Origin of the sequence: Pseudomonas helvetica (assembly GCF_039908645.1) — a bacterium.
In the GTDB taxonomy this organism is placed as follows: domain Bacteria; phylum Pseudomonadota; class Gammaproteobacteria; order Pseudomonadales; family Pseudomonadaceae; genus Aquipseudomonas; species Aquipseudomonas helvetica.
Genome location: NZ_CP150917.1, coordinates 2,800,861 through 2,824,239 on the forward strand (window position 1 = coordinate 2,800,861; position 23,379 = coordinate 2,824,239).

Sequence of the window (23,379 nt, forward strand, 5' to 3'; positions counted from 1 at the left end):
GCTCCTGTGTAGCGTAGCTGCATAGACGTAGGCGGGCGCCCGAGTGGCTGGCGCCGTCAGATTGGACGGCACCAAGCTTTTCCTGCGGGGGCTGAGATAAGAAGCACAGTCATCCACGGAAGCTGACTGACACTTCATTGCTATTCGATGAATGCTTGTATATCGCCGTCCAGTTTTTTGATTGCCGCTTTGAAATCGTTAGCGGTAACCGGCTGGCTTGCATTTTTCAATTGTTCACCGAAGACCTTGCGCACCACTTTGGCCACAGTCCGGCCATTACTTGCGTCGATTATCTCGGCCTCAATGTACAACTCGGTCTCTTGATTACGGTGGCCGGTGGCCGCCTGAGTCGCGCCTATCGCGGCCGCAACCGGAACCACTTCATACCATTTCATACCTTCATTGGACGTGCTGACCCCGGTAATCGCAGCGCGTACGACCAGGACTCGCGAACCGGCAGGGGCCGACGGAACATTGGGTACCACACGGTACTTCTGGCCCAGTGCGCTCTTGGCATTGTTCGTCATGTAGGTTTGCAACTGGTCCAGCGTCTGGCGGTTGACCCGTTCATTGGGCTGTGGTGTCGGGTACAGTTCCAATCGCTTGAAGGCCACCGTGTCATAAGCGTTCGGGTTCCAGGACGGGGTCACCCAACGCATGGCCTTCTCACCGCTGGGTGTACTGACCTCCTGCAAATTGTTGTAGTCGGGAAGAAACCCTGAGTACTGTTCCTTCTCCGTGACTCTTGAAGTGCATCCGCCGAGCAGCAGACCGCTCAAGGCAACGCCGACAAGCATTTTTCTGGACAGACTCATACTGTTTACTCCATGGATTAAGACGTTCTATACCGCATCGAGTTGACGGCAGTGACAGGCTATAGGGCTAATACCTGCACGCTGGATTCCTTATGACGCGGCCTGCATAGAGTGCCTTGTGTCCTTTGCTGGAGTATGTCCCGCTTATTTCCATGCAGTAGAAATGTTACCCAAATGAAATATATGACTGGCCGATGTTCCAGCTTTTTCTCCTTCGGAAAAATGTTCCCGTTGGGGCGCTTTGGGTGAGCGCGTATCCAACAGTTGACTCAGCCTGCTCAGGCTATGTAACCCCGAAGGCAAAATCCGAGGGATCGAAGCGATCGGTCGTCTTCATCCGAATACTTCGCAGGCCCACCGTTTCCAGGTGCGACGCATAGAGAGGCTCCGAAAAGTAACTTATCAGGATGGAGCGACGGCGTGCGCCGATTAAGTTCAGACTGGCCGCATGCACTAAATCGACATCAAACACCAGGATGTCACCCGCGGAGCCTGAAAGCCGTACGGACCGGGACTCGTCATTGAAGTCGAATGGCGGCTCTCCCTGCTCAGGGCGATGGCTGCCAGGGACGATACGAGTTGCGCCGTTCTCGGGACCATAATCGTCGAAATAAGCCAGGACGTTCACAATGTCGCCTGGCCGTTGGGCCGACAAGTCGCGGTGCAACTGCTGATGACCGCCACCTGCAAGAGGCTCGCGACCTTCTACCTGCGAGAGGAAGAACCGTTCTCCGATCAACTCACCCACCACCGCCAGCACCTCCGGCAGACGACACACAGCCTGAATCTTCGAATCAGCGTCCAGCAGCGAATGGCGCCAATCCATGCCACGCGGCACTGGCCATTGGTCCGCCGGCTTCACGCCCGCATCGAACACGGCACGAAGGTCATCCAGCCACTTGGCCGGGATCGCTCGACGGAGCAGTGCATAGCCATTTCGATGAAGTTGCTCGCGGTCAGTCATGGATTCCTCAATTCCCTCGCCATTTACGCGTCTTGCAAAGCGCCCCCGGGCTGGACAACAGCATTGGGCAATGATCGGCCAATGTTTAAGCGTAGCTTTTACGAGTCTAGTGAGCAGAGCGAGCGGTGTTGAGTATTAGCTGTGGGTGACTGAGCGTTTTTGGTCCACTAGCGACGGGCCGGGGAAGGCCTGTTCAGTGGAAAGTCGGGAACTGGGTAGTGGGCTTTCTGTATCGGAAAAATTGGGGGGATTTATGCGTGCCAACTTTCAAATCGGTTCGATTGCCATACTTGGTGCGCAGATAGAGAGGTGGCGCCGGTTTCAATGAAGGGGAGTGCTACCGGCCCTGCAAAAGTTCATCGACCACGCCCAAGAATGCCTCGACTAGCAGGGTGCGTCCTTGTGTTCGCGTGAGTATCAGCAGTTGCGCGCAGGTTTCGGGGTCTGCCAGCGGGCGGTAGGTCACCCCCTTTTTGGCCAGGGTCTTGGTGCACTGGGGCACCAGAGCGACGCCTTGGCCAGCGGCCACCAAGGCGATGATCGAGGTGATCTGTCGCCCAGACGGACCTGGACGTATTGGCAGACCGTTGTGTCGGTACAGATGCTCTATGGATTCATTGAGCCCGGAGCCATAATCGGCCGGAAACAGAATCAACGGGTGCGCACTGAGCTGGGCCAGGGTGACCTTGTCCTGGCTGGCCAGCGGGTTGTCACTGGAAAGGGCGGCCACCAGTGGTTCTCCCCCGAGAGACAATACCTGTACATCGGTTTGCCCGCTTTCAGGCTGCAGCCGGCTCATGCCGATATCGATGCGGCCATCGACGACTTGCGAATAAAGACTGCCGGAAGCACTTTCCACCAGCGTCAGCTGAACCTCTGGGAAGCGCTGGGCAAAGGCTTGAATGGTTTGGCTGAACAGATCCGACAGCGCAATCGAACTGGCGTAACCCAGCGCCAACTGACCGGCCGATCCGGCGGCAAGCTTGCCGGCGATGACTTCGGTCAGGTTGGCCTGTTCCAGTACGGCCCGCGCGTAAGGCAGGAAATGCCGGCCTTGTGCTGTTAGCGTCACCGTGCGGCTGGTGCGGTCGAACAGGCGAAAGCCCAGCTCGGACTCCAGGGCCGAAATCTGTCGGGTCAAGGGTGGCTGGGCGAGGTGCAGGCGCAACGCTGCGCGACCGAAGTGCAGCTCTTCGGCGACCGTCAAAAAGTAACGTAACTTGCGTAGGTCAAGCATCCTGTTCCTTGGGTATTGATCGGTCCGAATTCGGTATTGGTGTTCGGCAGGCTGCGTATTCTATAAAGACCTCCGAGAATGAATCGAGAGGTCTCATGAGTTCGCGTCTGCATAGCGCTCGGTGATTGTCGTCGCGGCGCTGCTACAGTTCCTGATGCCTTCCTGCTTGAATATCAACGTCCCACTCTCCAGCCTCTCAATACGATGAATGATTTGAAAGACGAAGTATCTTCCCTGCGCGCGCCGCAATCCGCTGATGCTTCAGTCCGTCGCCGATCCCTGGTGGCTGGCTGCGGTGCTCACGCCGTACATGATGGGCTGACCGACGTTATCTATGTGCTGTTGCCGATCTGGCAGTCGCAGTTCGGCATGAGCTACGCCCAGATCGGCCTGTTGCGCGGTGTCTATGCCGGGATGATGGCCGGTTTTCAACTGTTGGCGAGCCGGGCCGCCAAGCGATGGGGACGAGAGCGCATGCTGGTGGGCGGAACGGCACTCGCAGGCCTGGCCTATTTGCTGGCGGGGCAGGCTGGCGGGTTGACGGTGCTGTTGTTGGCGCTGCTGTTGGGAGGATTGGGCGCCAGTACTCAGCACCCGCTGGCATCTTCGTTGATTACCGATACTTACGAGGCGGGCGGAGGTGTCAAACAAGCGTTGTCGCAGTACAACTTCTCCGGCGATATTGGCAAAACGTTGATCCCGGGGTTGATCGGTCTGTTGCTGACAGTCATCAGTTGGCGCGCCAGTGTCACGCTACTGGGTCTGCTCGGGTTGGCGGCAGCGGGCCTGCTGTGGTGGCTGATCCCGGCTCGTGCCGAACCTTTGTCCACGCACGGCAAAGCGACCAAGGCGATCACGGGTAACGGTTCTGCCATCGGGCTGCGCGCGTTGATCCTGACCGGTACGCTGGACAGCGCGGTGCGTATGGGGTTTCTCACTTTCTTGCCATTTCTGTTGAAAGACAAGGGCGCCGGGACGGCAGGCATCGGCCTGGCGTTGACGATGTTGTTCGTGGGGGGCGCGTTCGGCAAGTTGCTGTGTGGCTATCTGGGGGCACGCATCGGTATGGTGAAGACGGTGTGGCTGACCGAGTTCACCACGGCGGTGTTGATCGTCATGGCGGTGTATCTGCCGTTTTTCGGCCTGATGGTGATGTTGCCGCTGCTGGGGCTGGCGCTGAACGGCACGTCGTCGGTGCTGTATGGCGCCGTGCCGGATCTGGCGGGGCCGGGTAAACGCGAGCAGGCGTTCGCGGTGTTTTACACCGGCACCATTGGGGGGGGTGCGCTGGCGCCGGTGTTGTTTGGCACCCTCGGTGATGTCACCGGTGTTCCCGTCGCGGTGATCATGTTGGCTGCCACCTTGTTGCTGACACTGCCGTTGTCCTGGTTTGTGCAGAGGGGGCTGGACGCTGATGCACGATCGCGATACCTGTTTCAGGACTAGACAGGGTCAAGAGTGGTTGCGCAACCTCTCTAATACCTCTCGGGGCACTTGAAGCCCCAGCCATCAACTATCAGATCTTTTACTTCTTCGCCAGTGGTGGTGATGCCTAGACATTCCTTGTTTCTCTTGTAGTTGAACTCGCAATATTGCACCCCTTGGGTGCATCTTTCGATTTCACTAATACCCATGTTTTTAAGTATTACTGCAGTGCCAACCGACTGCATCTCATTCGGTAAACCTGGCTTCCAGCCATGTTTAATCAATGCTTTTCGTGCATTTAAGAATGACATTCCTTTTTTAATCGGAACATCTGTTGCGTTCGCAAAAAAGCTAACGCAACAGAGCAAAATGCAAGCAACAAGGTGTGGTTTCATTTAAGCGATCCGCCAAAGCTCTTGTGTGTGAAACCAGATAGTCCCATTGCTGTAATGCAATGGTCTCTCCATGAGCTTATCGTAATGTTTAAAAAATCTGTCGGCCGCCATGGTGGAGAAAAACGCTAAGGATGACGCCGTTTGCCAATCGTATGGTGCCAAGCCGGGGGAGTGATGCCTACGTGAATTGCAGGGCTCAGCGGGACAAATAGCAATTCAGACCGGTTTGATCAGACTCGCGCCTTGGTTGCGCACATTACCAATGGCTGCGCTGACCTTGAACCATTCGAAGGCCTCGGACGGCTCTCCCTGTTGAATCATCATATGCTCGGCGCGCTCCTTGGGGGTGGTCGGGTCGAGCCATTCTCGTGCCACCTCGGGCGCCAGTGTTACCGGGCGTTGATCGTGGATGTCCACTATGCCGCCTGCCGAATCGGCAGTGATGATCACGAAGCCGTCATACTCGCTGGGCGCGTGGTCGCCGCTCGGAAACTGGCCGATAGCAGCGCACAGGATCGGTGAGCCGTCCCGATGCCGGATCAAATAGGGTTGCTTCTTTGGCCCGCCCTCATCGACCCACTCAAACCAGTTGTTGATGGGGGTGATTGCTCGGTGTGGCCAGATCGCCCGGTAGAATGGGCTATGCGCTACCTTTTCGACTCTGCCGTTCGGTTTCGCTGGCTGATCGGTTGCCCAATGCGGTCGCCAACACCACCTGACCAGGTCGGCGTACAGCGTGTCGCCCTCCTGGTGAAAGAGGGCGACCCTTGTTGTGGGGGCGACGTTGTATTGCTCGAGCGGCTGGTCGCCAACGGTGTTGACCAGAGCATTGGGCATGCTCAGCGCCGCCACGAAGTCGTGGATACCCTTGTATTGCGAAAGTCGTCCGCACATGGCTGAACCCTCAAGTTCAACCCTGAGTTTAGACGATCGTTTTCGGGCGCTCTATGAGGCCGTCCAACATACTGCCGAAGCAGTGCGCGCATTTGGGAGGGTGGGCCAATGTGGGGTTTTGATGGGAGCTTGAGTGGGCTAGAACCTCCTGAGTTACACGCCCCAGCCTGCACAAACACCCGATTGGCTCATGGAAGAGCGCACGCCCGACTTGCCCCGGCGCATGCTCGACGAATTATCGGCATCACCGACGACGGCGACCGAGGACTGATCGCTCTGGCTGCGTGCCAGGCGTCTGTGAGGGGGGGATCACACTGAAGCGCAATGACCGCAATTTTCGGCAATGGTCGGTCGCTAGCCCGCGCCGCGCTTACTTGGTTTTGGAGGTGCGTCAGGACACTCATCGGCCCATCGCGTAACCGTCATGTCATTGAATTGCTCGCCGATAGTGTCTACGCGCAGGCAAACGCCGTTCTTTGTGTAGAACAAGATGCAACGCGAGCTATCAAAAGAGCAGACATCGACCTCATAGTACTTGTGCGCAGCCAGCTCACGCTCCACGCCACTATATTCATAGCCGTCGGCGGTATGTATCCGTGTCGGCGTCCATCCTTGTTTGATGAGCTTGGCCTTGGCCGCGACCAAGGACTCACCGACGGCGATGCCTGCCGGCCCGCGCCTGTCGTTTGTCGCCTGCGAGCCATCCGCAAACGCTGCATTGGCGCCAATGCAATAGAGGGCGATGAACGCGAGGATCGAAAGCTTCATTTAACACTCCCTTCAGTCGATTTGTAGTTCGCCAAAAATTTTGAACATTCGACATACGGTTGCGGCGGGTAATGACTCGCTTTGCCAGGCCCTTCGGGAAGTGCCGCCCACCTCGTTGCCGCCTTCGGCATGGCTCCGGGGATGTCGCCAGCCTTGATCTTGTCGATCACACCAAGGGTGCGTATGTCGACCGCGATGAGGTCTTGGGTGTTAGGCGTAAAGTCGGTAAGTCCCATCTTTTCCTCCATGAAAGAAGGGCATCAGTCTGCGCCGATGATCGTGCTCGGCAAAGGGCGGGAGCCAAAGGACGTGTCCGTTGCGGTTCAGGAGTACAACGGCACGCGCTTCATCAACGCGCCCGACGATATCCGGCGCTACCTGTCGTCACAGTACAGCGTCGTGCAGGCGTCGTAATCGGTAGCGATCAGGTACACGCACCAAAAACGGCCCGCCGCACTTCGTGACGGCAGGCTGCGGGCCGACGGTTCGCTTGCGAGCCGCCGGCCTATTCCTTTGGCGCGACCGCAACGTGGGACAAAGTTGAAGACTCATGGCCTGCTACGGCAGTATTTCCCCCGCGGGCACCGACAGTTCGGCTGACACGCAAGGACAAGGGGGGGCTGTACCAGTAGGCCTAAATCGGCCGAATAGTGACGGTCTTGCATTAACCAGCGCGGTGTATGGTCAGTCAGACCTCCGTTCGCTTCGCTATTTTTAGGAAGAGCACTCAAGCCGAATGCGGACATTCGAAAACTGAACACGCAAAAAAGACTTCCAGAGCATGTCGGCGTGAGAGATGGCGGGCGCTACGAATGCCTCTGAAGTGATTTGTAAAACATAGGGCCTTTCCAGCCTCACCTAATATGTACATCATCCAGTACATCGAAAGCGCTGACGCTAGAAAAATCTCAACGCTTTCAAGGAGAAAGAGCTCGGATTCCAGTCTCGTTTCCCGCTCCAAATACAGAAAAACGCCACTCAATGAGTAGCGTTTTTTTTGCGCTTTTTTTTATTGAAACGTCCGTTAGGGAAACTCTGAAAAAGACTTTCAGATTTGGTGAAATACCCGCCTCACACGAACCGAACGACTGAGCCTCGATGAAACAAATGTTCTTCGCCGATTTTCAATGGCGAATGCAAAGCCGCCTTCAACTTCTATGCCCAATGCCTGCCAGGCCAGATCGAAGTCATGATGAACTTCGGCGAAAGCCCTGCCCTCGATGACGTGCTGGTGGATTACCACGACCGCATCATCTACACCCGCCTGTTGGCCGGCGACCAGACCATCTTCGGCTTGGACACCATTCCGGAACGTCCCGACAACGGCATCAGCGGCTGCTCCGTGTCCCTCAACGTGACCAGCATCGCTGAAACCAAGCAGATCTTCGCCGCGCTGACGGATGGGGGCAACATTCAACTGCCGCTGCAAGCGATCGTCTGGGTCGCGTGCTTCGGTATGCTGGTCGATCGCTTTGGACGTGCCATGAATAGTGAGTTACAAGGCGAATAACCGCTGGCAGTCCTAAAGTGCCGCGCTCATCCGCTGTACTGCTCCTCAATCGACCTGGCAAGGCTCATCCGGGTCAGCCATGGATCCCAGCCGCTGACGCATGCCCGCGCTGGCGGCTGGTCCGGCCTGTACGCTGCACTGGTCCAAGGGCACAAGATGGCCATCGGTGATATCCGCCATCATCGGCAGCACCGGCCGCCCAGTCTTCCGCTCGACAATCTGCACGCTTTCCCCTTCTGGAGCGTAATGGCGATTGCCCCAGGCCACAAAGGCCATGAGCACCACGCGGAAATCTTCGCCCTTGGCAGTCGGCACGTATTGGTAGCGCAACGGGCGCTGACTGTAAGGCTGACGCTCGAGCAGACCCGCCTCCACCAGCGAGTTCAAGCGTCTGGTGAGCATGTTCGGGGCAATATCCAGGCTTCGGGAAAACTCCTCAAAGCGTCTCAGGCCATGCAGGGCATCGCGCATGATCAAAATGCTCCACCACTCGCCAACCCTTTCCAGGCTGCGGGCAATCGGACATTCGGCATGGATGAGGGTCTTGCGCTGCATGGCAGTTCCTTACGGGGGGGTTCAAACATTTGTTGGTCCGGTATGTTACTTTCATAATGATAGTGACGTCCATATGTCGCTACCCCCCAATATGCAGAAGGAGCTAGACCAACATGAACAAACGTATCGTCGTCACAGGCATGGGCGCACTGACCCCACTTGGCTGCGGAGTCGAGCAGATATGGCAACGCCTTCTTGCCGGGCAGTCGGGGATCCGCCAGTTGCCGCCGGAGCTAATCGGCGATCTGTCTATCAGCATCGGCGGCCAGGTTCCCGACCGCACCCAAGACCCTGAGGCCGGCTTCGATCCGGATCTACTGCTGGCACCAAAAGAACAGCGCAAGATGGACCGCTTCATTCTGTTCGCCCTGGCAGCGGCCCATGAAGCGTTGGCACAGGCCGGCTGGGCGCCGCAAACCCCAGCGGCACAGGAGCGCACCGCCACCATCATCGCTTCGGGTGTGGGCGGATTTCCGGCGATTGCCGAAGCTGTGCGGACGACTGACAGCAAGGGGCCGCGACGCTTGTCACCCTTCACCATTCCATCATTTCTAAGCAATATGGCCGCCGGTCATGTCTCAATCAGTCATGGCTTCAAGGGGCCGCTGGGGGCTCCAGTGACGGCGTGTGCGGCGGGCGTCCAGGCCATCGGCGACGCTGCGCGGATGATTCGTGCAGGGGAAATTGACGTAGCGCTCTGTGGCGGGGCGGAAGCGGCCATTCACCGGGTCAGCCTGGCTGGCTTCGCTGCCGCACGCGCCCTGTCGAGCGATTACAACGACACCCCGGAACGCGCCTCGCGCCCCTTCGATCAGGCCCGCGACGGTTTCGTCATGGGCGAGGGCGCCGGCCTACTGGTCATCGAAGAGTTGCAACATGCCCTGGCGCGCGGCGCCAGGCCCATCGCTGAACTGGTGGGTTATGGCACCAGCGCCGACGCGTACCACATGACTGCCGGGCCGGAAGATGGTGACGGCGCCCGCCGGGCCATGCAGCAGGCACTGCGCCAAGCCGGTGTGGAAGCATCCCAGGTTCAGCACCTGAATGCCCACGCCACCTCGACCCCGGTGGGCGATAAAGGTGAGCTGGCGGCAATCAAAGCCCTATTCGGCATAGGCAGCGGCCTTGCGATCAGTTCGACCAAATCCGCCACTGGCCACCTGTTGGGTGCTGCGGGGGGGATCGAGGCGATCTTCACCGTACTTGCGCTGCGCGATCAGGTGGTCCCGGCGACACTCAATCTGGAAGCCCCGGATACCGCTGCCGAAGGCCTAAACCTGATTCGCGGCCGGGCCCAGCACCTGCCCCTGGAATATGCACTGTCCAATGGCTTCGGTTTCGGCGGGGTCAACGCCAGCGTGCTGTTCCGACGCTGGATTTAAAACTGGGTATTCAGTCCGGTTTTCAGTGTCGTTGAGGTTTCAGCACCGGTAGGTCGAGACCTCAACATCCCCCAGGACATTGGTCCTACCAATCAACCGCCCCACTGACCGCCTTCGACTCTGCTATCGGGGTATTTAAGAAATGAAAATCCGAATTCACAAACTCCGCAGGATCGATGCCGACCGGGGCGACAGGCAAAACAGTTTCTTCAGGCATGACTGTTCCTTTACCGCTATAGCGGCTGACTTTGAAGGGGGGGGATTCAGTGGTAGCGCTGCAGTCGAATGATCAACCTGATGATCGGTTACAGCCTCATTCGCACTGTCAACAACGAGCAGGGTCTTGGCAAAAAATGTGCCCATCAACTACAAATGAATAGATGGGTAGCCAGTTCTACGTTTCGGGCTTGTTTGATGGGCTTTCTAATAGAAAGGGAATTTATATGTCATATGAAGGCGTAACTCGAGAAAAATTCTTTACTGTTTTTCCAAAAATTGAAATACAGAAGGTTAGTCATAGTTGTTGGGCTGCGAGTTTTTCGGTATTGATGAGACTAAATGGTGTGCAGGTTTCGGAACAGGCTGTGATTGGTTTCTATCCTGAGTGGGTTTATGATGGTATTACCTTTGATCAGTTGTATAGTCTTGCTGAATATTATAATAAGTTTCATTTTTCAAAGGAGAGCGGACTTGTACATGGCGTGCGCGAGATTAAGGCCTATAAAAAGCTGGAGCCGATTTTGCAGTATGCAGGTCAGTATTCAGGTTTTTTGGTTTTTGTTAAGCAGCACTATGTAGTGGTGCTTGGCTATGATGCTGCTGCTAGTACAATTGATTATTATGATCCTTGGTTCGGAGTTATTGAGACGTGCGATCTACAATATTTTTTGAAATGGGGTACTCAGCACACATTAGTAGTTGCTGGGGATTAATATTTGAGTTGTAGATGTTTACGGGCGTCGTCTGGCTTGTTCGAAAATAAAGGGGCGGACTCATTCGCTGGTGGTACCAGCTGGGTTACGGTCGCGACAACGAATCGGTAAAGATGCTGCGGATATCAAGCTTTCGGTTTCCTGTGGGCATGGGACGTCCTATGCCGGGCCATGCCCCGACAGTGGAGTGCTACGATGCGGTCACCTTAAAGAGATCACCACATGACCAAGCATGATATTTATGACGAGCACGAAGGATTTCGGCTCTGGAACTACATGGAGTGCGAAACACTGGAGAGCGGCCAGGAGGTCTGGCGGATCAATGTCGAGGTGAAGCGCGTTGATGAGGTGGTGATTCCGGTTGTGGCCGGTGACCAGACTTACGCTGACCGCGGGCTGGCGCAGGTAGCGGGCCGGGAGCAGGGGGCGTGGATGGTTGCTGAGCGAGGTCTATAGGTTTTCTGTGGGTACGGGGGAGTCCTACACTCTGCTGACGCACCAATGAAGTGTCGGCCATGAATGTTGATGAGTTTGTGAAAAAGGTTTTCGAAATTGCGGATGAGCTTGAGTATTGCGTTGAGCTGCGCCGCCCGGGCAGAAGCATCTGCTTCAATAAGACCAGCGACAAGTGGCTGAGTGAACATCACATCCGGGCACTGTTTCCGGCGATCCTTGATCCCGAATTGTCTGATCGGGATATTAGGCTCTGTACGAGAACTACCTGATCGCCACTCGGCGACTTTTCGTACAGACCCTGGCAAGCAGAAGGTGGGTCAGTGCACCAATGATGGTTGGGTAGCGACCGAGACGGTGAAGGTCACGACAAACAGCACGACGAGCGCCCAGAACATCACCATAACTGTCAGCATGACGACCTTCAGGCTTTGATAAAGCCAGCGCAACCAATGGCCTTCGGGTTTTGCTTCTGAGCGGGTTCTGAGTACGCCTTTCAAATAGAAGCCGAGGAGGGCCAGCAGTGCGCCATCAATGAACAGCGCAGGCAGGCCGGCTTCGGGGAAAATGCTTCCCCACCGATAGAATGACGACCGGCTCAGGAACACCACATAACAAATCAGGCTGCCGTAGGGGACGGCTCTCCACCATTTACCGGCCAGCGCTCCGACCATCAGGCACATAATCACCATGAACGGGTTGAGGAGAATATTGATCATCCACTCCAGTACATTGGGGAAGTAGTTCGGGGAATGGATGCTGCGCCAGATGTGTTCAAACATTGTTCAGGTTCCTGCCTTCTATGAAGTAAGTGTTGCTTCGGTGCTTCCGTGCCGCTGCATGGTATCGGCGTATTGTCGGGTTACATAAGTCCTGTTGTGTAAATTAGGGTCTGTACGAAAAGTCGCCGAATGTCTCAAGGGAGCCCACCAGGGCTGTCGAGTGAGTTCAGCTCGCCTTGGTGATAAATGGGTGATTGATACAGGGCTTATTGATTTTGATGTGGTGTGACTCTGGCTATGCTGGCTCAACGATCTCGTCACCAGGGTCGCGCTTCAGCTCTGCCAGGCTCTCATTCCGAAACATTCGCGCCACGTTTTCGCTTATCTGCACTTTGTGGCGCGGACTCTCGATTGCCTGGTATGACAGAGTCGGTCCGAGCGCATGGCTGTCGCTGCGGGCTTCGCAATTGCGGCAACTGCTGGAGCGGCTTTCATCGGGAAGGGCGTTGGTGCTGGTTGTGCAGGTGCTGGCTCGATGGGCGTGCAGCCGAACGATGTGATCGATATCAAGAACCCGACGACCCTGCGCGCGGTGATGCTTGGGATCATTGTTCACGAAAACAGCGGGAGTCCATATCCGGATGCCGTGCTCGAGGAAGGGCTGCGCAGGGCGTTGCTGTGAATGCCTCGGTGTGTGTCAGTCCTCATCGACGCAGCGGATTCAGCCAGTGGTTGCGCAGTGCCAACCGCTACCGGCGCCGGCAGTGTGGTTCATGAAGGAGCGCGCGCCCGACTTGCCCCAGCGCATGCTCAACGAATTATCGGCATCACCGATGACGGTGATCCGGGATTGATCGCGCTGGCGACATGTCAGGCGTATGTGAGGGAGGTTAATCAATGGGGGTTGTGTTGGGTCGACAGAACACCAAAAATAGACAGTATTGTAGCGACATGCAGTTTTGTAATCTTGCTCAATAGATAGAGCCTTCTGTCACAAAATTACTCAGCATTTAAGGAGCGGTATGAGCATAGGGATAACGCTGCGCGAGCTTGAGCTTGGCGACATTGACGATCAGTATCTGTCTTGGTTCAACAATGATGACGGGCATTTGAATTACTTTACTGGGTCCGGCCGTGTATTCACGAAACAGATGATCACGGAAGATTACAGAAAAGGAGTCGAGTCAGGCCTGTGGGCTTATTTTCTGATTGAGAGTGATAGTGGAGAAAAGATAGGGAACGTGAAAATAGGTCCAATGGACCTGAAAAATAAGACTTCAGACCTTGTGTGTTTGATCGGGAATCGAAAGTTTATTGGTCAGGGGGTTGCTAAAAAAGCCATCGCCTTAGCTAATGAAATCGCCTTTTCAAGATTCGATATCCGACGTCTTCAGGGAGGGATGCTCTCGGGAAATATTGCGTCGATAAAAGCGTACACCGCAGCCGGCTGGGTTGTTGAGGCCACGTTGAATGGCTACTACTGGGTAAACGGCGAGGCCGTGGATAGAGTATGCGTGTCATGCTTGAATCCAGAGTATTTTCCGAAGGGGTGAGTTGTATTGCGCGATGCCCGGTCGGCAGGACGCCGGGGGTATCGCTTGAGGTGAGGGCGTTGCCATGTCCAGGGGACTGTCAGATATTTTGTGTGCGGGCCGGTAACGGCCTGCCGTCAGGCAGGCCGTGCTTTTACCAGGTCGGCCTGATAAATCGATCTCCGTACAGAATCGCAAATTGATTCATCGCGCTTTTCCAGTCATGTGCCGCTGAGCCCCAGTTTGCGGTGATATTGCGTTGCCCATGGAGTCACTCTTTCTTGAACTTGATGTCACCGGCGCTGGCAACGAAATGGTTGCAAGTGGGCGGGTTGGGTGGTGATACCAAAGGCCTCAACCGCAGGTCGCAGCACTTATGGAGTTGCTTGCTGCCAATCACCAATTAGCTCCTCCGTCCCTTGCTTGTCTACGCGGTAGACCTTCCCGTCTCGAACTAATTCGGCATAACCTTCAAAGAAAAAAGCGCGCTTGTCATAGCGCATAGGGATTATGACCTTGCCAGCTTTATCAATGAACCCCCATTTACCATCGATTGCCACTGTGAAAAGATTATCATTGAGGTATTTTCCGGCCCACACATTATAAGCAATTTGATCATAATTTAACGGCGTTAACTGATTGCCTTTCATGTCGTATATCATGCCGTCGCGTGCGCCTTTAAAGGCAATTATAACCCCTTCGGAAATAGATGGTTTGGTCCTAAGTACTGGCTCAATTATGTTGCGCCCTGCAGTATCAATAACTCCCCAGCCATGTTCTCCCTTTACTATCGCAAGGCCTCCGTGCTCGTCTCTGAAGTAGTCTATCTCTTTATACAGAAGAGAGATAACTATATTTCCCTTTGCGTCTAGATATCCGCACTTGCCTTCAGTGCAAACACCAACAAGTCCATGATTGAAATTCAAACCTTTATCATACTCGAAGGGTATAGCGATTCCCCCGTTCTGATCGATATAGCCTATCTTCTTGTCTATTCTTGCAATGCTTATACCTCCCTTAAATAGCAATACATTTTTGTAGATTGGTGGAATCACAATCACACCATTCTTATCTTTAGCCCCCCAGCTTCGATTCAGCTCAAAGGGAATCGGATACTCGTCAGCATTATTATTTCCAGCAGATGCGTGGCTGGAAAAAATGCAAAAAACAAAAAAATACAAACCCCATATCACTCGTACAGCAACCATAAATTTGATTCCATTCCAAAATTTTCGGGTTAATTCGGGAGACTCTGAAGGGGTTTAAGACACTGCGTTCCGCCTCCGTGAATGCTTGGGTGGGACGGCAAAACCCAACCAGTGCTCCGGATGACCCAACCGAGACAGCAACGTGCCATGGAGCAAGCTTACCGCGCTCCAGCAGGCAGGGCAGCGAAAATCAGGGCGTCGTTCATTGATACGCTGCATGTGAGGCGAGCCACACTTCGAGCAGACCGCCTACTATATCATCCATGCTGAGGAACTTCGGCGGCACCCGACAGGACTCGGGGATGTGGAGTGTCTAGGTGCGGGTGTCTGGTCAGGCTCGCGCCTTGGTTGCGCACATTGCCAATCGCTGCGCTGACCTTGAACCATTCGAAGTCCTCGGGCGGCTCTCCCTGTTGAATCATCATATGCTCGGCGCGTTCCTTGGGTGTGGCCGGGTCGAGCCAATCCCGTGCCAGTTCCGGCGCAAGCACCAACGGTCGCCGGTCATGAATGTCGACCATGCCGCCGGCGCTGTCGGCGGTGATGATCACAAAGCCGTCGTGCTCCCCAGGGCCTTCATCGCTATCGGGAAACTGGCCGATGGAGGCACACAATATCGGTGAACCGTCCCGGTGCCGGATCAAATAGGGTTGCTTCTTCGGTCAGCCTTCGTCGACCCACTCAAACCAGTTGTCGATGGGTGTGATGGCGCGTTTGGCCAGGTCGCCCGAAAGAATGATCCGTGCGCGACTTTCTCAACCCTGACATTGATCGGCGCGGCGCGATCCTTCGCCCAGTGCGGGCCTCACCCCCAGCGCACCCGGTCAGCGTGCAGAGTGTCGCCTTCGAGATGGAACAGGGCGACCTGAGTCGATGGCGCGACGTTGTACCGCTCGAGGCCTGATCGCCTAGGGTGTTGACCAGGGCGTTAGGCATGCTCAGCGCCGCAACGAAGTCGTGGATTCCTCTGTACTGGGAAAGTCTTCCGCACATTGGCAAAGTCCTCCAGTGGAGGTTTCAGCTTAGCTGAGTCTGGAACTGCTCATCTCCGTGAAAAACCGGTACCGGCTCTGAGAGCGTTGATCATGGCGGAGCGCACCGCTGACTTGCGCCGGCCATGTTTCATGGCATATCGATGGACGATCCGATTGTTGTTGACGCTCCAGAAAGCACATCGTAAATTATTGGGAACGATCATTCCAATTGTATGGATTAGCATGCGCACCAAGGAATTTGAACCCGACGAAATCGCCGATGCCGCCATGCGCGTTTTCTGGGAGCGCGGCTATGCTGCGACCTCTGTGCAGGATCTGGTCGAAGGCACGGGGCTGTCGCGCAGCAGTCTCTACAGCACGTTTGAGAGCAAGCAGGGGCTCTATCAACAGGCGCTGCGCCGATACCAGGCAATAACTACGGCCAATGTGGAACTGATGGCCGGCCCCGGTTCGACAAAAGATGTGATCCAGCAACTTCTGATGCGCATTGTGGAGGACGAACTGGGCGATCCACAGCGCCGCGGCTGCCTAGTTGCCAATGCGACGCTGGAGCTGGCGGGTCATGACGAGTCAGTGGCCGAACTGGTGGCCCATAACTTCCAGCGCCTTCTGAAGGCGCTGGAGAAACTGATCATCCGGGGGCAGCAATCAGGCGAGATTGCTGCCGAGAAGAACCCGCGTGCGCTGGCCCGTTTCTTTGTCAACACCATGCAGGGGATGCGTGTACTGGGCAAGGGCAGCCCTGCGCGGCAGCGTCGCCAGTGCCTACTGGATGTGATCGACGTGGCGCTCAATACGCTATAACCACCCACCCGCCATCCTGGTGCATCGGAGTGCACAGGGATGGCGGGTTTTGTTTGATCTAAATTGGAATGATCATTCCAGTTAGGGGGTCTTCATCCGCTATCAAAAGGAGTTCATGTGAGCATTAACCAGAAAACCACCATCGCTATCCTCGGCACTGGCCTGATCGGCGCTCCCGTAGCGCGCAATATGCGCAAGCGGGGGTTCACCGTGCATGCCTGGAATCGCACCGCCGCCAAGGCACAGGCTTTGGTGGATGACGGAATCCTGGCATTCGACAGCCCGGCCGATGCTGTAAGGGGGGCCGACATCATCGTGACTGTACTTAAGGATGGTCGCTGCGTTCAGGAAGCCATACAGGCAGCGGCACCGGCCTTGAACAAGGCCGCCGTCTGGCTGCAATTGAGCACCGTGGGTATCGAGGCCATCGAGACGCTTTCCTCGTTGGCCGAGCAGTATGGATTGGTGTTCTATGACGCTCCGGTGCAAGGCACTCGCCAGCCAGCCGAACTAGCGCAACTGATCATTCTGGCGTCTGGTCCGGTCGAGCAGCGCGAAGTCGTTCAGCCAGTCTTTGATGCTATCGGCAAACGCACCTTGTGGGTGTCCGAGCACGCGAGCGCTAGCAGCCGCTTGAAGCTCGCCCTCAACAACTGGGCCTTTGCGCTGACCCACGGGCTCGCAGAGAGCCTCGCGCTTGCCAAAGGGCTGGGCGTCGATCCGGCGTTGGTGGTGGATGTGGTCACGGGCGGTCCGATGGACAGCAGCTATTTCCAGGCCAAGGCCGCCACCATCCTGGCCGAGGAATACACCGCTAGTTTCTCCATCGTCAATGCAGTGAAGGACGCAAGATTGGTGGTCGAGGCAGCCGCCCAAGTCGGTGTGCGGATGGATGGGGCGCAGGCCGGTCTTTGCCGCTTCGAGCGTGCGCTGGAAGCTGGGCACGGCGCCAAGGACATGGCCGCGTCCTATCTCGCCTGACATACATAAGGAGAACACCGTATGAGCATCCGAAATCAAGAAACTCCCGTAACCGTTCATGAGGCAATCGCTGTAGGGCTACCTGTCTGGAAGCTGCTGGCGTTCACGATGGCGGGTTTCCTTGCCATCATGACCGAGACTATGCCAGCCGGTCTGTTGCCGCAGATTGGCGAGGGCCTGGGTGTCTCCGAAGCCTTGGCGGGCCAGTTAGTGACCCTGTATGCACTGGGGGCGGTACTGGCCGCAATCCCGATCATCGCCGCCACACGCAGTTGGAACCGCAGGCCGTTGCTACTGCTGGCCATTGGCGGTCTGCTGGTCTTCAATTCCGTCACGGCTTTGTCCGCCCACTATGAGCTAATCCTGGCAGCGCGCTTCGTCGCTGGTATGGCGGCCGGCGTGATATGGGGGCTGCTGGCCGGATATGCACGGCGCATGGTGCCCCAGCACCTGCAGGGACGAGCACTGGCAATAGCGGGCGTTGGCCAGCCCATTGCCTTGGCCATCGGCGTGCCGTTGGGAACGTGGCTGGGCACCTTGTTCGATTGGCGAGGCGTGTTTTGGATCATGTCGGCGTTGTCGCTACTGCTATTTGCCTGGGTGCGGTTGGCGGTGCCGGACTTCGCAGGACAGTCCGCCAGACAGCGCGTGCCGATCCGACGCATCTTCCTGATGCCCGGCATCCGTCCGGTACTGCTCGCGCTATTCGCGTGGATATTGGCGCACAACGTTCTCTACACTTACATCGCGCCCTTCCTGGCGTCGGTGGGGCTTGGGCATCGGGTGGACGCCGTGCTGGCGTTGTTCGGTGTGGCCTCCATTATGGGAATCTGGATCACCGGCGTGCTGGTGGATCGCTGGCTGCGCACACTGACCTTGCTGAGTCTGGCCGTGTTCACCGTAGCGGCACTGATGTTGGGTTTCTCGGGCGGCTCGGCGCTGGTGGTGCTACTGGGCGTTGCGACATGGGGTCTGACCTTTGGCGGTGCACCGACGTTGCTACAAACCGCTCTGGCTGATACGGCTGGCGAGGGGGCCGATGTGGCGCAATCCATGCTGGTGACGGTCTTCAACCTGGCTGTGGCCGGTGGCGGCGCGGTGGGCGGTGTCTTGCTAGAGCGTCTCGGGCCTGCGTCTTTTCCGTGGGCATTGGCCGTGTTGGCGTTGCTGGGCCTGTCGGTGGTCTGGTCGGCCGGAGTGCATGGCTTCCGGCCAGGCCATCGCATCGCTGCTTCTTGATCGAAGGCATCCCGTGTAAAGGACCGCGATGAATACTTAGCACAATGTGGTGTGACGGCTCTTGCGCTGATGATTTTTTTGAGGGGGGGCGACGTATCTGGTGGCTTCGGAATGGTTGCCACCGGATCGGCCCATCACGACGTTACTCTTAATCCTACTGCCGGTAAGTGTGCTGCTGTCGCTGCTCACCTGGCATCTGCCCGCACCTAGTGATTGCAGGCGCCTGGGCGCGCTGTTGGCATTGAACGTCACTCTGCTGCCATCAGCATCGCAAGCGCCATTTTGATGAACTCCTCATTCCGGTCGGTCGTGTCCAGGGCGCCGCATAAGTTGTCGACGGCGTTGGCCGAACCACTCCGCTCAACCCGGTTCGATAGCCTCAGGATGGCTGACTCTAGGGCGAGTTGGTTTTCGTTGATCTTGAACAGCAGGGAAGGAAGCAGGTCTGATTTTGGCATCGCGAATCCTCCGTGGAGGCTTTAGCTTCGCAGATGAAATATCGTGTTACACGACGGGGAAATGGAGCGGTCGAGGGAGGGGGCGGAAGGGCTGAAAAACGGGCTTAGTTCTGGAACACTTCCAAAATAGTTCTGGAACACATGCCGAGCGCCGAGATTTTCACCAAACCCCAGAAACGACAAAGCCCTGAATAATCAGGGCTCTAACGTACAAATATGGCGGAGGCGATGGGATTCGAACTCATGGACCTGTTACAGTCGACGGTTTTCAAGACCGTTGCCTTAAACCACTCGGCCACACCTCCGTATTGCGTTGCGGGCGCCATAATACCTGAATGAAACACACTGTCAAACTCTCTGCATAGCTTGTTACAGAGCGTCTGTTATGATCTTTGCGACTGAACGTTTCAAACCAACAGGAGTGTCGCCATGCGCGAACAGGATTACGCAGTTAATAACAGCGTGCAGGCTGAGCAGCTAGAGGTTAGCCGCGTCCTGCGCAACACTTACGGTTTACTCGCCCTTACGCTCGCATTCAGCGGTGTGATGGCGTTCGTTGCTCAGCAGATGCGTGTCGGCTACCCGAACGTGTTCGTGGTGCTGATCGGCTTCTACGGGCTTTTCTTCCTGACCAACAAGCTCCGTGACTCGGCCTGGGGCCTGGTGTCGGCGTTTGCCCTGACCGGCTTCATGGGGTTCCTGCTGGGCCCGATTCTCAACCGTTATCTGGGCATGCAAGGCGGCGCTGAAGTGGTCAGCTCGGCATTCGCGATGACCGCACTGGTATTCGGTGGTCTGTCGGCCTATGTGCTGATCACCCGCAAGGACATGAGCTTCCTCGGTGGTTTCATCACCGCTGGTTTCTTCGTCCTGCTGGGCGCGACGCTGGCGGGCATGTTCTTCAAGATCAGCGGTCTGCAACTGGCGATCAGCGCGGGCTTCGTGCTGTTTTCTTCGGTCTGCATTCTGTTCCAGACCAGCGCCATCATTCATGGCGGCGAGCGCAACTACATCATGGCGACCATCAGCCTGTATGTATCGATCTACAACCTGTTCGTCAGCTTGTTGCAGCTGTTCGGCATCATGGGCCGCGATGACTGATCGCCAGCCTTGAGCAAAAAACCCGCTACGGCGGGTTTTTTGTTGTCTGGCATTCGGGCAGGGCTCACTCGGTGACGATGATGCTGCCATCGGCCTGTTGTCGGTAAATGGTGTAGGGCAGCAACACAGTGTCGAGAGCACCGGAAATAACGGCGTCTATCAAGACGATAATCGTGGCGTTGTCGTATTTTTGCGCGTCGACGCCTGAACGCAGGGGAGCATACAGCGTACAGAAATCGTAGGTCACGCCGCTGTAGATTCGAGGGACGGCGCCGCAATAGCTTTTCTGTTCCTTGAGACTCTTTATGGCCGCATCGTCATGGCGCACCACTGTCTGGATGGTGCCGCACCCCACGAGCATCAGTGCCGCCAATAACATTGCCTGAGCTTTCATACCGCCATTCCTTCGCCGGAAAACCCTCAACCTACACCGCTCGGAACAAATCGGCACTCACGCCATCGGCGGCAACCGCCGTTTCACCGGGGTCTTCTTGACGATTGCGGTATTGGTTTCGGCATAGCTGTTGAGGCGGTCGAGCAGGGTGTCCAGCTGTTCCATCGAGCGCACGTGCAGGCGCGCGATGAAGCAGTCATCGCCGGTGACCTTGTCGCATTCGGTGAACTCGGGAATGGCCTGGATCTGCCGTTCGACATTCTGCAACTGGCCGGGCAACGGGCGAATACGCACGATGGCCTGCAATTGATAACCGAAGCATTTGGGATCGATGTCGACGGTGTAGCCCTTGAGTACGCCACGCTCTTCGAGTCGGCGCAGGCGCTCGGCGACGCTGGGTGAGGACAGGCCGCTGATCTGTGCCAGGGCCTTGAGCGAGCGTCGGGAGTCTTCCATGAGGGCGGCGATCAGCAGTTGGTCAATGTCGTCAGTCATACAACCCCCGATTAGGCAAATACTGGAATCTGCCTTGATAAAAAAGGTGAACTGGCAGTTTAGCCTGCATTTGACGCTGGAGTGGCACGGCGCTGGATTGGCATACTTTGGGCTCATATCGAGGAGCCTGATCATGGATAAAACACTGCGTCGTGGTTCGTTGGAAATGACCGCCGCTATGCTTATTTCCGGGACCATCGGATGGTTCGTGCTGGTATCCGGCCAGCCCGTGCTGGACGTGGTGTTCTGGCGCTGTGTGTTCGGCGCTGCGACCTTGCTGCTGATTTGCGCAGTGTTCGGCTTTCTGCGCCCGGGCATTCTGACCCGCCCCACGTTCCTGCTGGCGGTGCTCAGCGGCGTCGCGATTGTCGGTAACTGGGTGCTGTTGTTTGCCTCCTACTCACGAGCGTCGATTGCCATCGGCACTGCGGTCTATAACGTGCAACCGTTCATGCTGGTGGGTTTGGCTGCGTTGTTTCTCGGCGAGAAGATCACCGCACAAAAGCTGTTCTGGCTCGGGGTTTCTTTTCTCGGGATGCTGGCAATCGTCAGTGCCCATGGCGAGCAGGGCGCGGGAGGCGGTGAGTACCTGCTGGGGATTGCACTGGCCTTGGGCGCCGCGCTGCTTTATGCCTTTGCCGCGCTGATCATCAAACGCCTGACCGGCACACCGCCGCATTTGATCGCGTTGATTCAGGTCTGCACCGGCGTGCTGTTGCTTGCACCCTGGGCGAATTTTTCCGCGTTGCCGCAACAACCCAGCGCCTGGGCCAGTTTGCTGACATTGGGCATCGTGCACACTGGCGTGATGTATGTGCTGCTGTACGGCGCGATACAGAAACTGCCGACGGCACTAACTGGCGCACTGTCGTTTATCTACCCGATTGCGGCGATTTTCGTCGACTGGTTCGCCTTCGGCCATCGCCTCGAACTGTTGCAGTGGATCGGTGTGGTCGCGATTCTGCTGGCCGCTGCCGGTATGCAACAGGGGTGGGGCAACGGCGTTCGTAAAGTCGCGACGCAGTGACCGACGCTCAGATTTTCCAGCGCGGCGCAGTCTTCACCAAGCGCTGGCGCATGTCATTCAGGTTGGCAGTCAGTTGCCGGGTCAGTAATCGGTAACCGTCCAGCGCGCTGTAGACCGGGGTGCCCATGGCGGTCTGCGGTGCGGTTTCATCGGTCGCGCGCTCCAGGCGTTGTGTCGTACCGGATTGCAGTGCCCGGGCCATGCCAATCAGTAACACGCGAACCTGTTGGTGCTCGGCTTTCAGCGCCAGTTGCATTTGTGCCATGGCCTGTTCGTCGCTGGCTTCGGGGCGGGTGTTGGCGAGAATTTCCAGAGTGCTGATGCACATTCGCAAATTGCGCTGGAGGGCATCGAGTTCAGTCATGGACATTCGCACTTCCTTGGACACCGACGGCATCAACGAGCGCAGTTGCACCATCATCCCATTGAGACGACTGAGCATCTTGAGGTAGTGGTCATCGGTGACCGATTGGCCACTGATGATCCGGCTGTAAATGCTCGCGCAGTCGCGCAAGGCACTGGCGAGTTTGTAGCGCCAGGAGTAGACCGCGTACAGCGGCAGTGCGAAGGAAAAGGCCAGTGCCAGGATAATACCGATGAGGATATCGACTGTGCGCCAGAGTCCGTCAGTCACCGGGTTGTCGCCGTGTCCGGCGACGATGAATACGGTGATGGCCGACAACAGCGCGGTGTAACCACCTTTGCCAATCGCGTGGTAAGAAAAAAAGCCGCAGACCACCGACATACCGAAGTAAGTCAGCCACGGCATGCCGAGCCACGCCTGCTGCGCCACCAGCAGCAAACCCACGCCAGCACCGATCAGCGTGCCATACGCGCGCTCGGCAGCTTTTTTGCCGATATTGCCGTGGTGCTGCAAACCACCGATCACCACCAACATGGTTACCGACGCCCATTCACCGTGGGGCAGATGGATGCCGGTGGTCAGCAGAATCGTCGCCAACAGCCCCAGCGACACCCGAACGGCGTGGATCAGTTTGGCGTTGCGATAGCGCCGGTACGGGTCCAGAAGCGGACGCAGCAGCCGGCGCAGCAACGGAGGCAATCGAGATGATCGAAAGGCTGTCATCGGGTT

The 23,379-nt window shown here is 56.7% G+C and carries 29 protein-coding genes, 1 tRNA gene and 2 pseudogenes; 15 read left to right on the forward strand and 17 right to left on the reverse strand.

Annotation, left to right across the window (positions count from 1 at the left end; all coding sequences use genetic code 11):
• Positions 1-140 precede the first annotated feature (140 nt).
• The 3 genes from AABM55_RS12885 to AABM55_RS12895 all read right to left on the reverse strand — a co-directional run bounded on the left by AABM55_RS12885 (position 141) and on the right by AABM55_RS12895 (position 3,016).
• Positions 141-815: a DUF3313 domain-containing protein gene (locus AABM55_RS12885; RefSeq protein ID WP_347929775.1), complete on the reverse strand. Its 675-nt coding sequence runs from the start codon at positions 813-815 to the stop codon at positions 141-143.
• 283 nt (positions 816-1,098) lie between these two features.
• The gene (locus AABM55_RS12890; RefSeq protein WP_347929776.1) at positions 1,099-1,779 is read right to left on the reverse strand and encodes a phytanoyl-CoA dioxygenase family protein; all 681 of its coding nucleotides are present in this window, start codon (positions 1,777-1,779) and stop codon (positions 1,099-1,101) included.
• 337 nt (positions 1,780-2,116) lie between these two features.
• A complete protein-coding gene (locus tag AABM55_RS12895; protein WP_347929777.1) occupies positions 2,117-3,016 on the reverse strand; it encodes a LysR family transcriptional regulator in 900 nt (299 codons plus the stop codon).
• A gap of 204 nt (positions 3,017-3,220) precedes the next feature.
• On the opposite strand from AABM55_RS12895, the gene AABM55_RS12900 reads away from it, so the two are divergent.
• Positions 3,221-4,462: an MFS transporter gene (locus tag AABM55_RS12900; RefSeq protein ID WP_054596960.1), complete on the forward strand. Its 1,242-nt coding sequence runs from the start codon at positions 3,221-3,223 to the stop codon at positions 4,460-4,462.
• A gap of 29 nt (positions 4,463-4,491) precedes the next feature.
• On the opposite strand, the gene AABM55_RS12905 is transcribed toward AABM55_RS12900, so the two are convergent.
• The 4 genes from AABM55_RS12905 to AABM55_RS12920 all read right to left on the reverse strand — a co-directional run bounded on the left by AABM55_RS12905 (position 4,492) and on the right by AABM55_RS12920 (position 6,734).
• A complete protein-coding gene (locus tag AABM55_RS12905) occupies positions 4,492-4,836 on the reverse strand; it encodes a hypothetical protein (RefSeq protein WP_347929778.1) in 345 nt (114 codons plus the stop codon).
• Between the two features lie 216 nt (positions 4,837-5,052).
• Positions 5,053-5,730 carry an SOS response-associated peptidase family protein gene (locus AABM55_RS12910; protein ID WP_347929779.1) on the reverse strand — a complete coding sequence of 226 codons (678 nt, stop codon included), beginning with the start codon at positions 5,728-5,730 and terminating at the stop codon, positions 5,053-5,055.
• Positions 5,731-6,084: 354 nt separating this feature from the next.
• Positions 6,085-6,498 (reverse strand): hypothetical protein, encoded by a 414-nt coding sequence (locus tag AABM55_RS12915; protein WP_347929780.1) that lies wholly within the window; start codon positions 6,496-6,498, stop codon positions 6,085-6,087.
• Positions 6,495-6,734, reverse strand: a complete 240-nt coding sequence (locus tag AABM55_RS12920) for a hypothetical protein (protein ID WP_347929781.1) — start codon at positions 6,732-6,734, stop codon at positions 6,495-6,497. Before AABM55_RS12920 ends, AABM55_RS12915 begins: the two co-directional genes overlap by 4 nt.
• Positions 6,735-6,744: 10 nt before the next feature.
• Between AABM55_RS12920 and AABM55_RS12925 the strand changes: the two genes are divergently transcribed.
• On the forward strand, positions 6,745-6,912 hold the full coding sequence (locus AABM55_RS12925) for a DUF3088 family protein (RefSeq protein WP_347929782.1): 168 nt from the start codon (positions 6,745-6,747) through the stop codon (positions 6,910-6,912).
• Between the two features lie 775 nt (positions 6,913-7,687).
• Complete coding sequence (locus AABM55_RS12930) at positions 7,688-8,008, forward strand: VOC family protein (protein WP_306460896.1); 321 nt, start codon at positions 7,688-7,690, stop codon at positions 8,006-8,008.
• 45 nt (positions 8,009-8,053) lie between these two features.
• Here the strand turns inward: AABM55_RS12930 and AABM55_RS12935 are convergent, their stop codons facing one another.
• The gene (locus AABM55_RS12935; RefSeq protein ID WP_054596965.1) at positions 8,054-8,563 is read right to left on the reverse strand and encodes a helix-turn-helix domain-containing protein; all 510 of its coding nucleotides are present in this window, start codon (positions 8,561-8,563) and stop codon (positions 8,054-8,056) included.
• A 113-nt stretch (positions 8,564-8,676) separates the two neighbouring features.
• On the opposite strand from AABM55_RS12935, the gene fabF reads away from it, so the two are divergent.
• Complete coding sequence (fabF, locus tag AABM55_RS12940) at positions 8,677-9,945, forward strand: beta-ketoacyl-ACP synthase II (protein WP_054596966.1); 1,269 nt, start codon at positions 8,677-8,679, stop codon at positions 9,943-9,945.
• 85 nt (positions 9,946-10,030) lie between these two features.
• Here the strand turns inward: fabF and AABM55_RS12945 are convergent, their stop codons facing one another.
• Positions 10,031-10,162, reverse strand: a complete 132-nt coding sequence (locus tag AABM55_RS12945; protein WP_256583881.1) for a hypothetical protein — start codon at positions 10,160-10,162, stop codon at positions 10,031-10,033.
• A gap of 163 nt (positions 10,163-10,325) precedes the next feature.
• Here AABM55_RS12945 and AABM55_RS12950 point away from each other — a divergent pair, with 163 nt between their 5' ends.
• The 3 genes from AABM55_RS12950 to AABM55_RS12960 all read left to right on the forward strand — a co-directional run bounded on the left by AABM55_RS12950 (position 10,326) and on the right by AABM55_RS12960 (position 11,602).
• Positions 10,326-10,877 (forward strand): papain-like cysteine protease family protein, encoded by a 552-nt coding sequence (locus tag AABM55_RS12950; RefSeq protein ID WP_347929783.1) that lies wholly within the window; start codon positions 10,326-10,328, stop codon positions 10,875-10,877.
• A gap of 222 nt (positions 10,878-11,099) precedes the next feature.
• Positions 11,100-11,333, forward strand: coding sequence for a hypothetical protein (locus AABM55_RS12955; RefSeq protein ID WP_054596968.1), 234 nt, complete (start codon positions 11,100-11,102; stop codon positions 11,331-11,333).
• A 59-nt stretch (positions 11,334-11,392) separates the two neighbouring features.
• Positions 11,393-11,602 carry a hypothetical protein gene (locus AABM55_RS12960; protein WP_054596969.1) on the forward strand — a complete coding sequence of 70 codons (210 nt, stop codon included), beginning with the start codon at positions 11,393-11,395 and terminating at the stop codon, positions 11,600-11,602.
• A gap of 48 nt (positions 11,603-11,650) precedes the next feature.
• Here the strand turns inward: AABM55_RS12960 and AABM55_RS12965 are convergent, their stop codons facing one another.
• Positions 11,651-12,112, reverse strand: coding sequence for a hypothetical protein (locus AABM55_RS12965; RefSeq protein ID WP_054596970.1), 462 nt, complete (start codon positions 12,110-12,112; stop codon positions 11,651-11,653).
• A gap of 382 nt (positions 12,113-12,494) precedes the next feature.
• Here AABM55_RS12965 and AABM55_RS12970 point away from each other — a divergent pair, with 382 nt between their 5' ends.
• The 3 genes and pseudogenes from AABM55_RS12970 to AABM55_RS12980 all read left to right on the forward strand — a co-directional run bounded on the left by AABM55_RS12970 (position 12,495) and on the right by AABM55_RS12980 (position 13,605).
• The gene (locus AABM55_RS12970) at positions 12,495-12,734 is read left to right on the forward strand and encodes a hypothetical protein (protein WP_347930112.1); all 240 of its coding nucleotides are present in this window, start codon (positions 12,495-12,497) and stop codon (positions 12,732-12,734) included.
• A 12-nt stretch (positions 12,735-12,746) separates the two neighbouring features.
• Positions 12,747-12,947: pseudogene (locus AABM55_RS12975) on the forward strand (lysis protein); the annotation flags it as partial.
• A gap of 127 nt (positions 12,948-13,074) precedes the next feature.
• Positions 13,075-13,605 (forward strand): GNAT family protein, encoded by a 531-nt coding sequence (locus AABM55_RS12980; protein WP_347929784.1) that lies wholly within the window; start codon positions 13,075-13,077, stop codon positions 13,603-13,605.
• Between the two features lie 353 nt (positions 13,606-13,958).
• On the opposite strand, the gene AABM55_RS12985 is transcribed toward AABM55_RS12980, so the two are convergent.
• Positions 13,959-14,792, reverse strand: coding sequence for a WG repeat-containing protein (locus AABM55_RS12985; RefSeq protein ID WP_347929785.1), 834 nt, complete (start codon positions 14,790-14,792; stop codon positions 13,959-13,961).
• A 257-nt stretch (positions 14,793-15,049) separates the two neighbouring features.
• Positions 15,050-15,785 (reverse strand): annotated as a pseudogene (locus AABM55_RS12990) (SOS response-associated peptidase family protein).
• 224 nt (positions 15,786-16,009) lie between these two features.
• On the opposite strand from AABM55_RS12990, the gene AABM55_RS12995 reads away from it, so the two are divergent.
• The 3 genes from AABM55_RS12995 to AABM55_RS13005 all read left to right on the forward strand — a co-directional run bounded on the left by AABM55_RS12995 (position 16,010) and on the right by AABM55_RS13005 (position 18,811).
• Positions 16,010-16,591 (forward strand): TetR/AcrR family transcriptional regulator, encoded by a 582-nt coding sequence (locus AABM55_RS12995; RefSeq protein WP_054596973.1) that lies wholly within the window; start codon positions 16,010-16,012, stop codon positions 16,589-16,591.
• Between the two features lie 117 nt (positions 16,592-16,708).
• Positions 16,709-17,572, forward strand: coding sequence for an NAD(P)-dependent oxidoreductase (locus tag AABM55_RS13000; RefSeq protein ID WP_347929786.1), 864 nt, complete (start codon positions 16,709-16,711; stop codon positions 17,570-17,572).
• A gap of 21 nt (positions 17,573-17,593) precedes the next feature.
• Complete coding sequence (locus AABM55_RS13005; RefSeq protein WP_347929787.1) at positions 17,594-18,811, forward strand: MFS transporter; 1,218 nt, start codon at positions 17,594-17,596, stop codon at positions 18,809-18,811.
• 248 nt (positions 18,812-19,059) lie between these two features.
• Here AABM55_RS13005 and AABM55_RS13010 read toward each other — a convergent pair whose 3' ends face one another.
• Together AABM55_RS13010 and AABM55_RS13015 are read right to left on the reverse strand one after the other, a co-directional pair.
• A complete protein-coding gene (locus AABM55_RS13010) occupies positions 19,060-19,269 on the reverse strand; it encodes a hypothetical protein (RefSeq protein WP_347929788.1) in 210 nt (69 codons plus the stop codon).
• A gap of 217 nt (positions 19,270-19,486) precedes the next feature.
• A tRNA-Ser gene (locus AABM55_RS13015) sits at positions 19,487-19,574 on the reverse strand.
• Positions 19,575-19,698: 124 nt separating this feature from the next.
• Between AABM55_RS13015 and AABM55_RS13020 the strand changes: the two genes are divergently transcribed.
• Positions 19,699-20,370: a Bax inhibitor-1/YccA family protein gene (locus AABM55_RS13020; protein WP_054596977.1), complete on the forward strand. Its 672-nt coding sequence runs from the start codon at positions 19,699-19,701 to the stop codon at positions 20,368-20,370.
• A 64-nt stretch (positions 20,371-20,434) separates the two neighbouring features.
• Here the strand turns inward: AABM55_RS13020 and AABM55_RS13025 are convergent, their stop codons facing one another.
• Positions 20,435-20,764: a YceK/YidQ family lipoprotein gene (locus AABM55_RS13025; protein ID WP_347929789.1), complete on the reverse strand. Its 330-nt coding sequence runs from the start codon at positions 20,762-20,764 to the stop codon at positions 20,435-20,437.
• A 57-nt stretch (positions 20,765-20,821) separates the two neighbouring features.
• Entirely contained in the window at positions 20,822-21,259 is a 438-nt protein-coding gene (locus AABM55_RS13030) for an Lrp/AsnC family transcriptional regulator (RefSeq protein WP_019690796.1), read from the reverse strand.
• 133 nt (positions 21,260-21,392) lie between these two features.
• Between AABM55_RS13030 and AABM55_RS13035 the strand changes: the two genes are divergently transcribed.
• On the forward strand, positions 21,393-22,286 hold the full coding sequence (locus AABM55_RS13035; protein ID WP_347929790.1) for a DMT family transporter: 894 nt from the start codon (positions 21,393-21,395) through the stop codon (positions 22,284-22,286).
• A 7-nt stretch (positions 22,287-22,293) separates the two neighbouring features.
• Here AABM55_RS13035 and AABM55_RS13040 read toward each other — a convergent pair whose 3' ends face one another.
• A complete protein-coding gene (locus AABM55_RS13040) occupies positions 22,294-23,373 on the reverse strand; it encodes an FUSC family protein (protein WP_347929791.1) in 1,080 nt (359 codons plus the stop codon).
• Positions 23,374-23,379 lie beyond the last annotated feature (6 nt).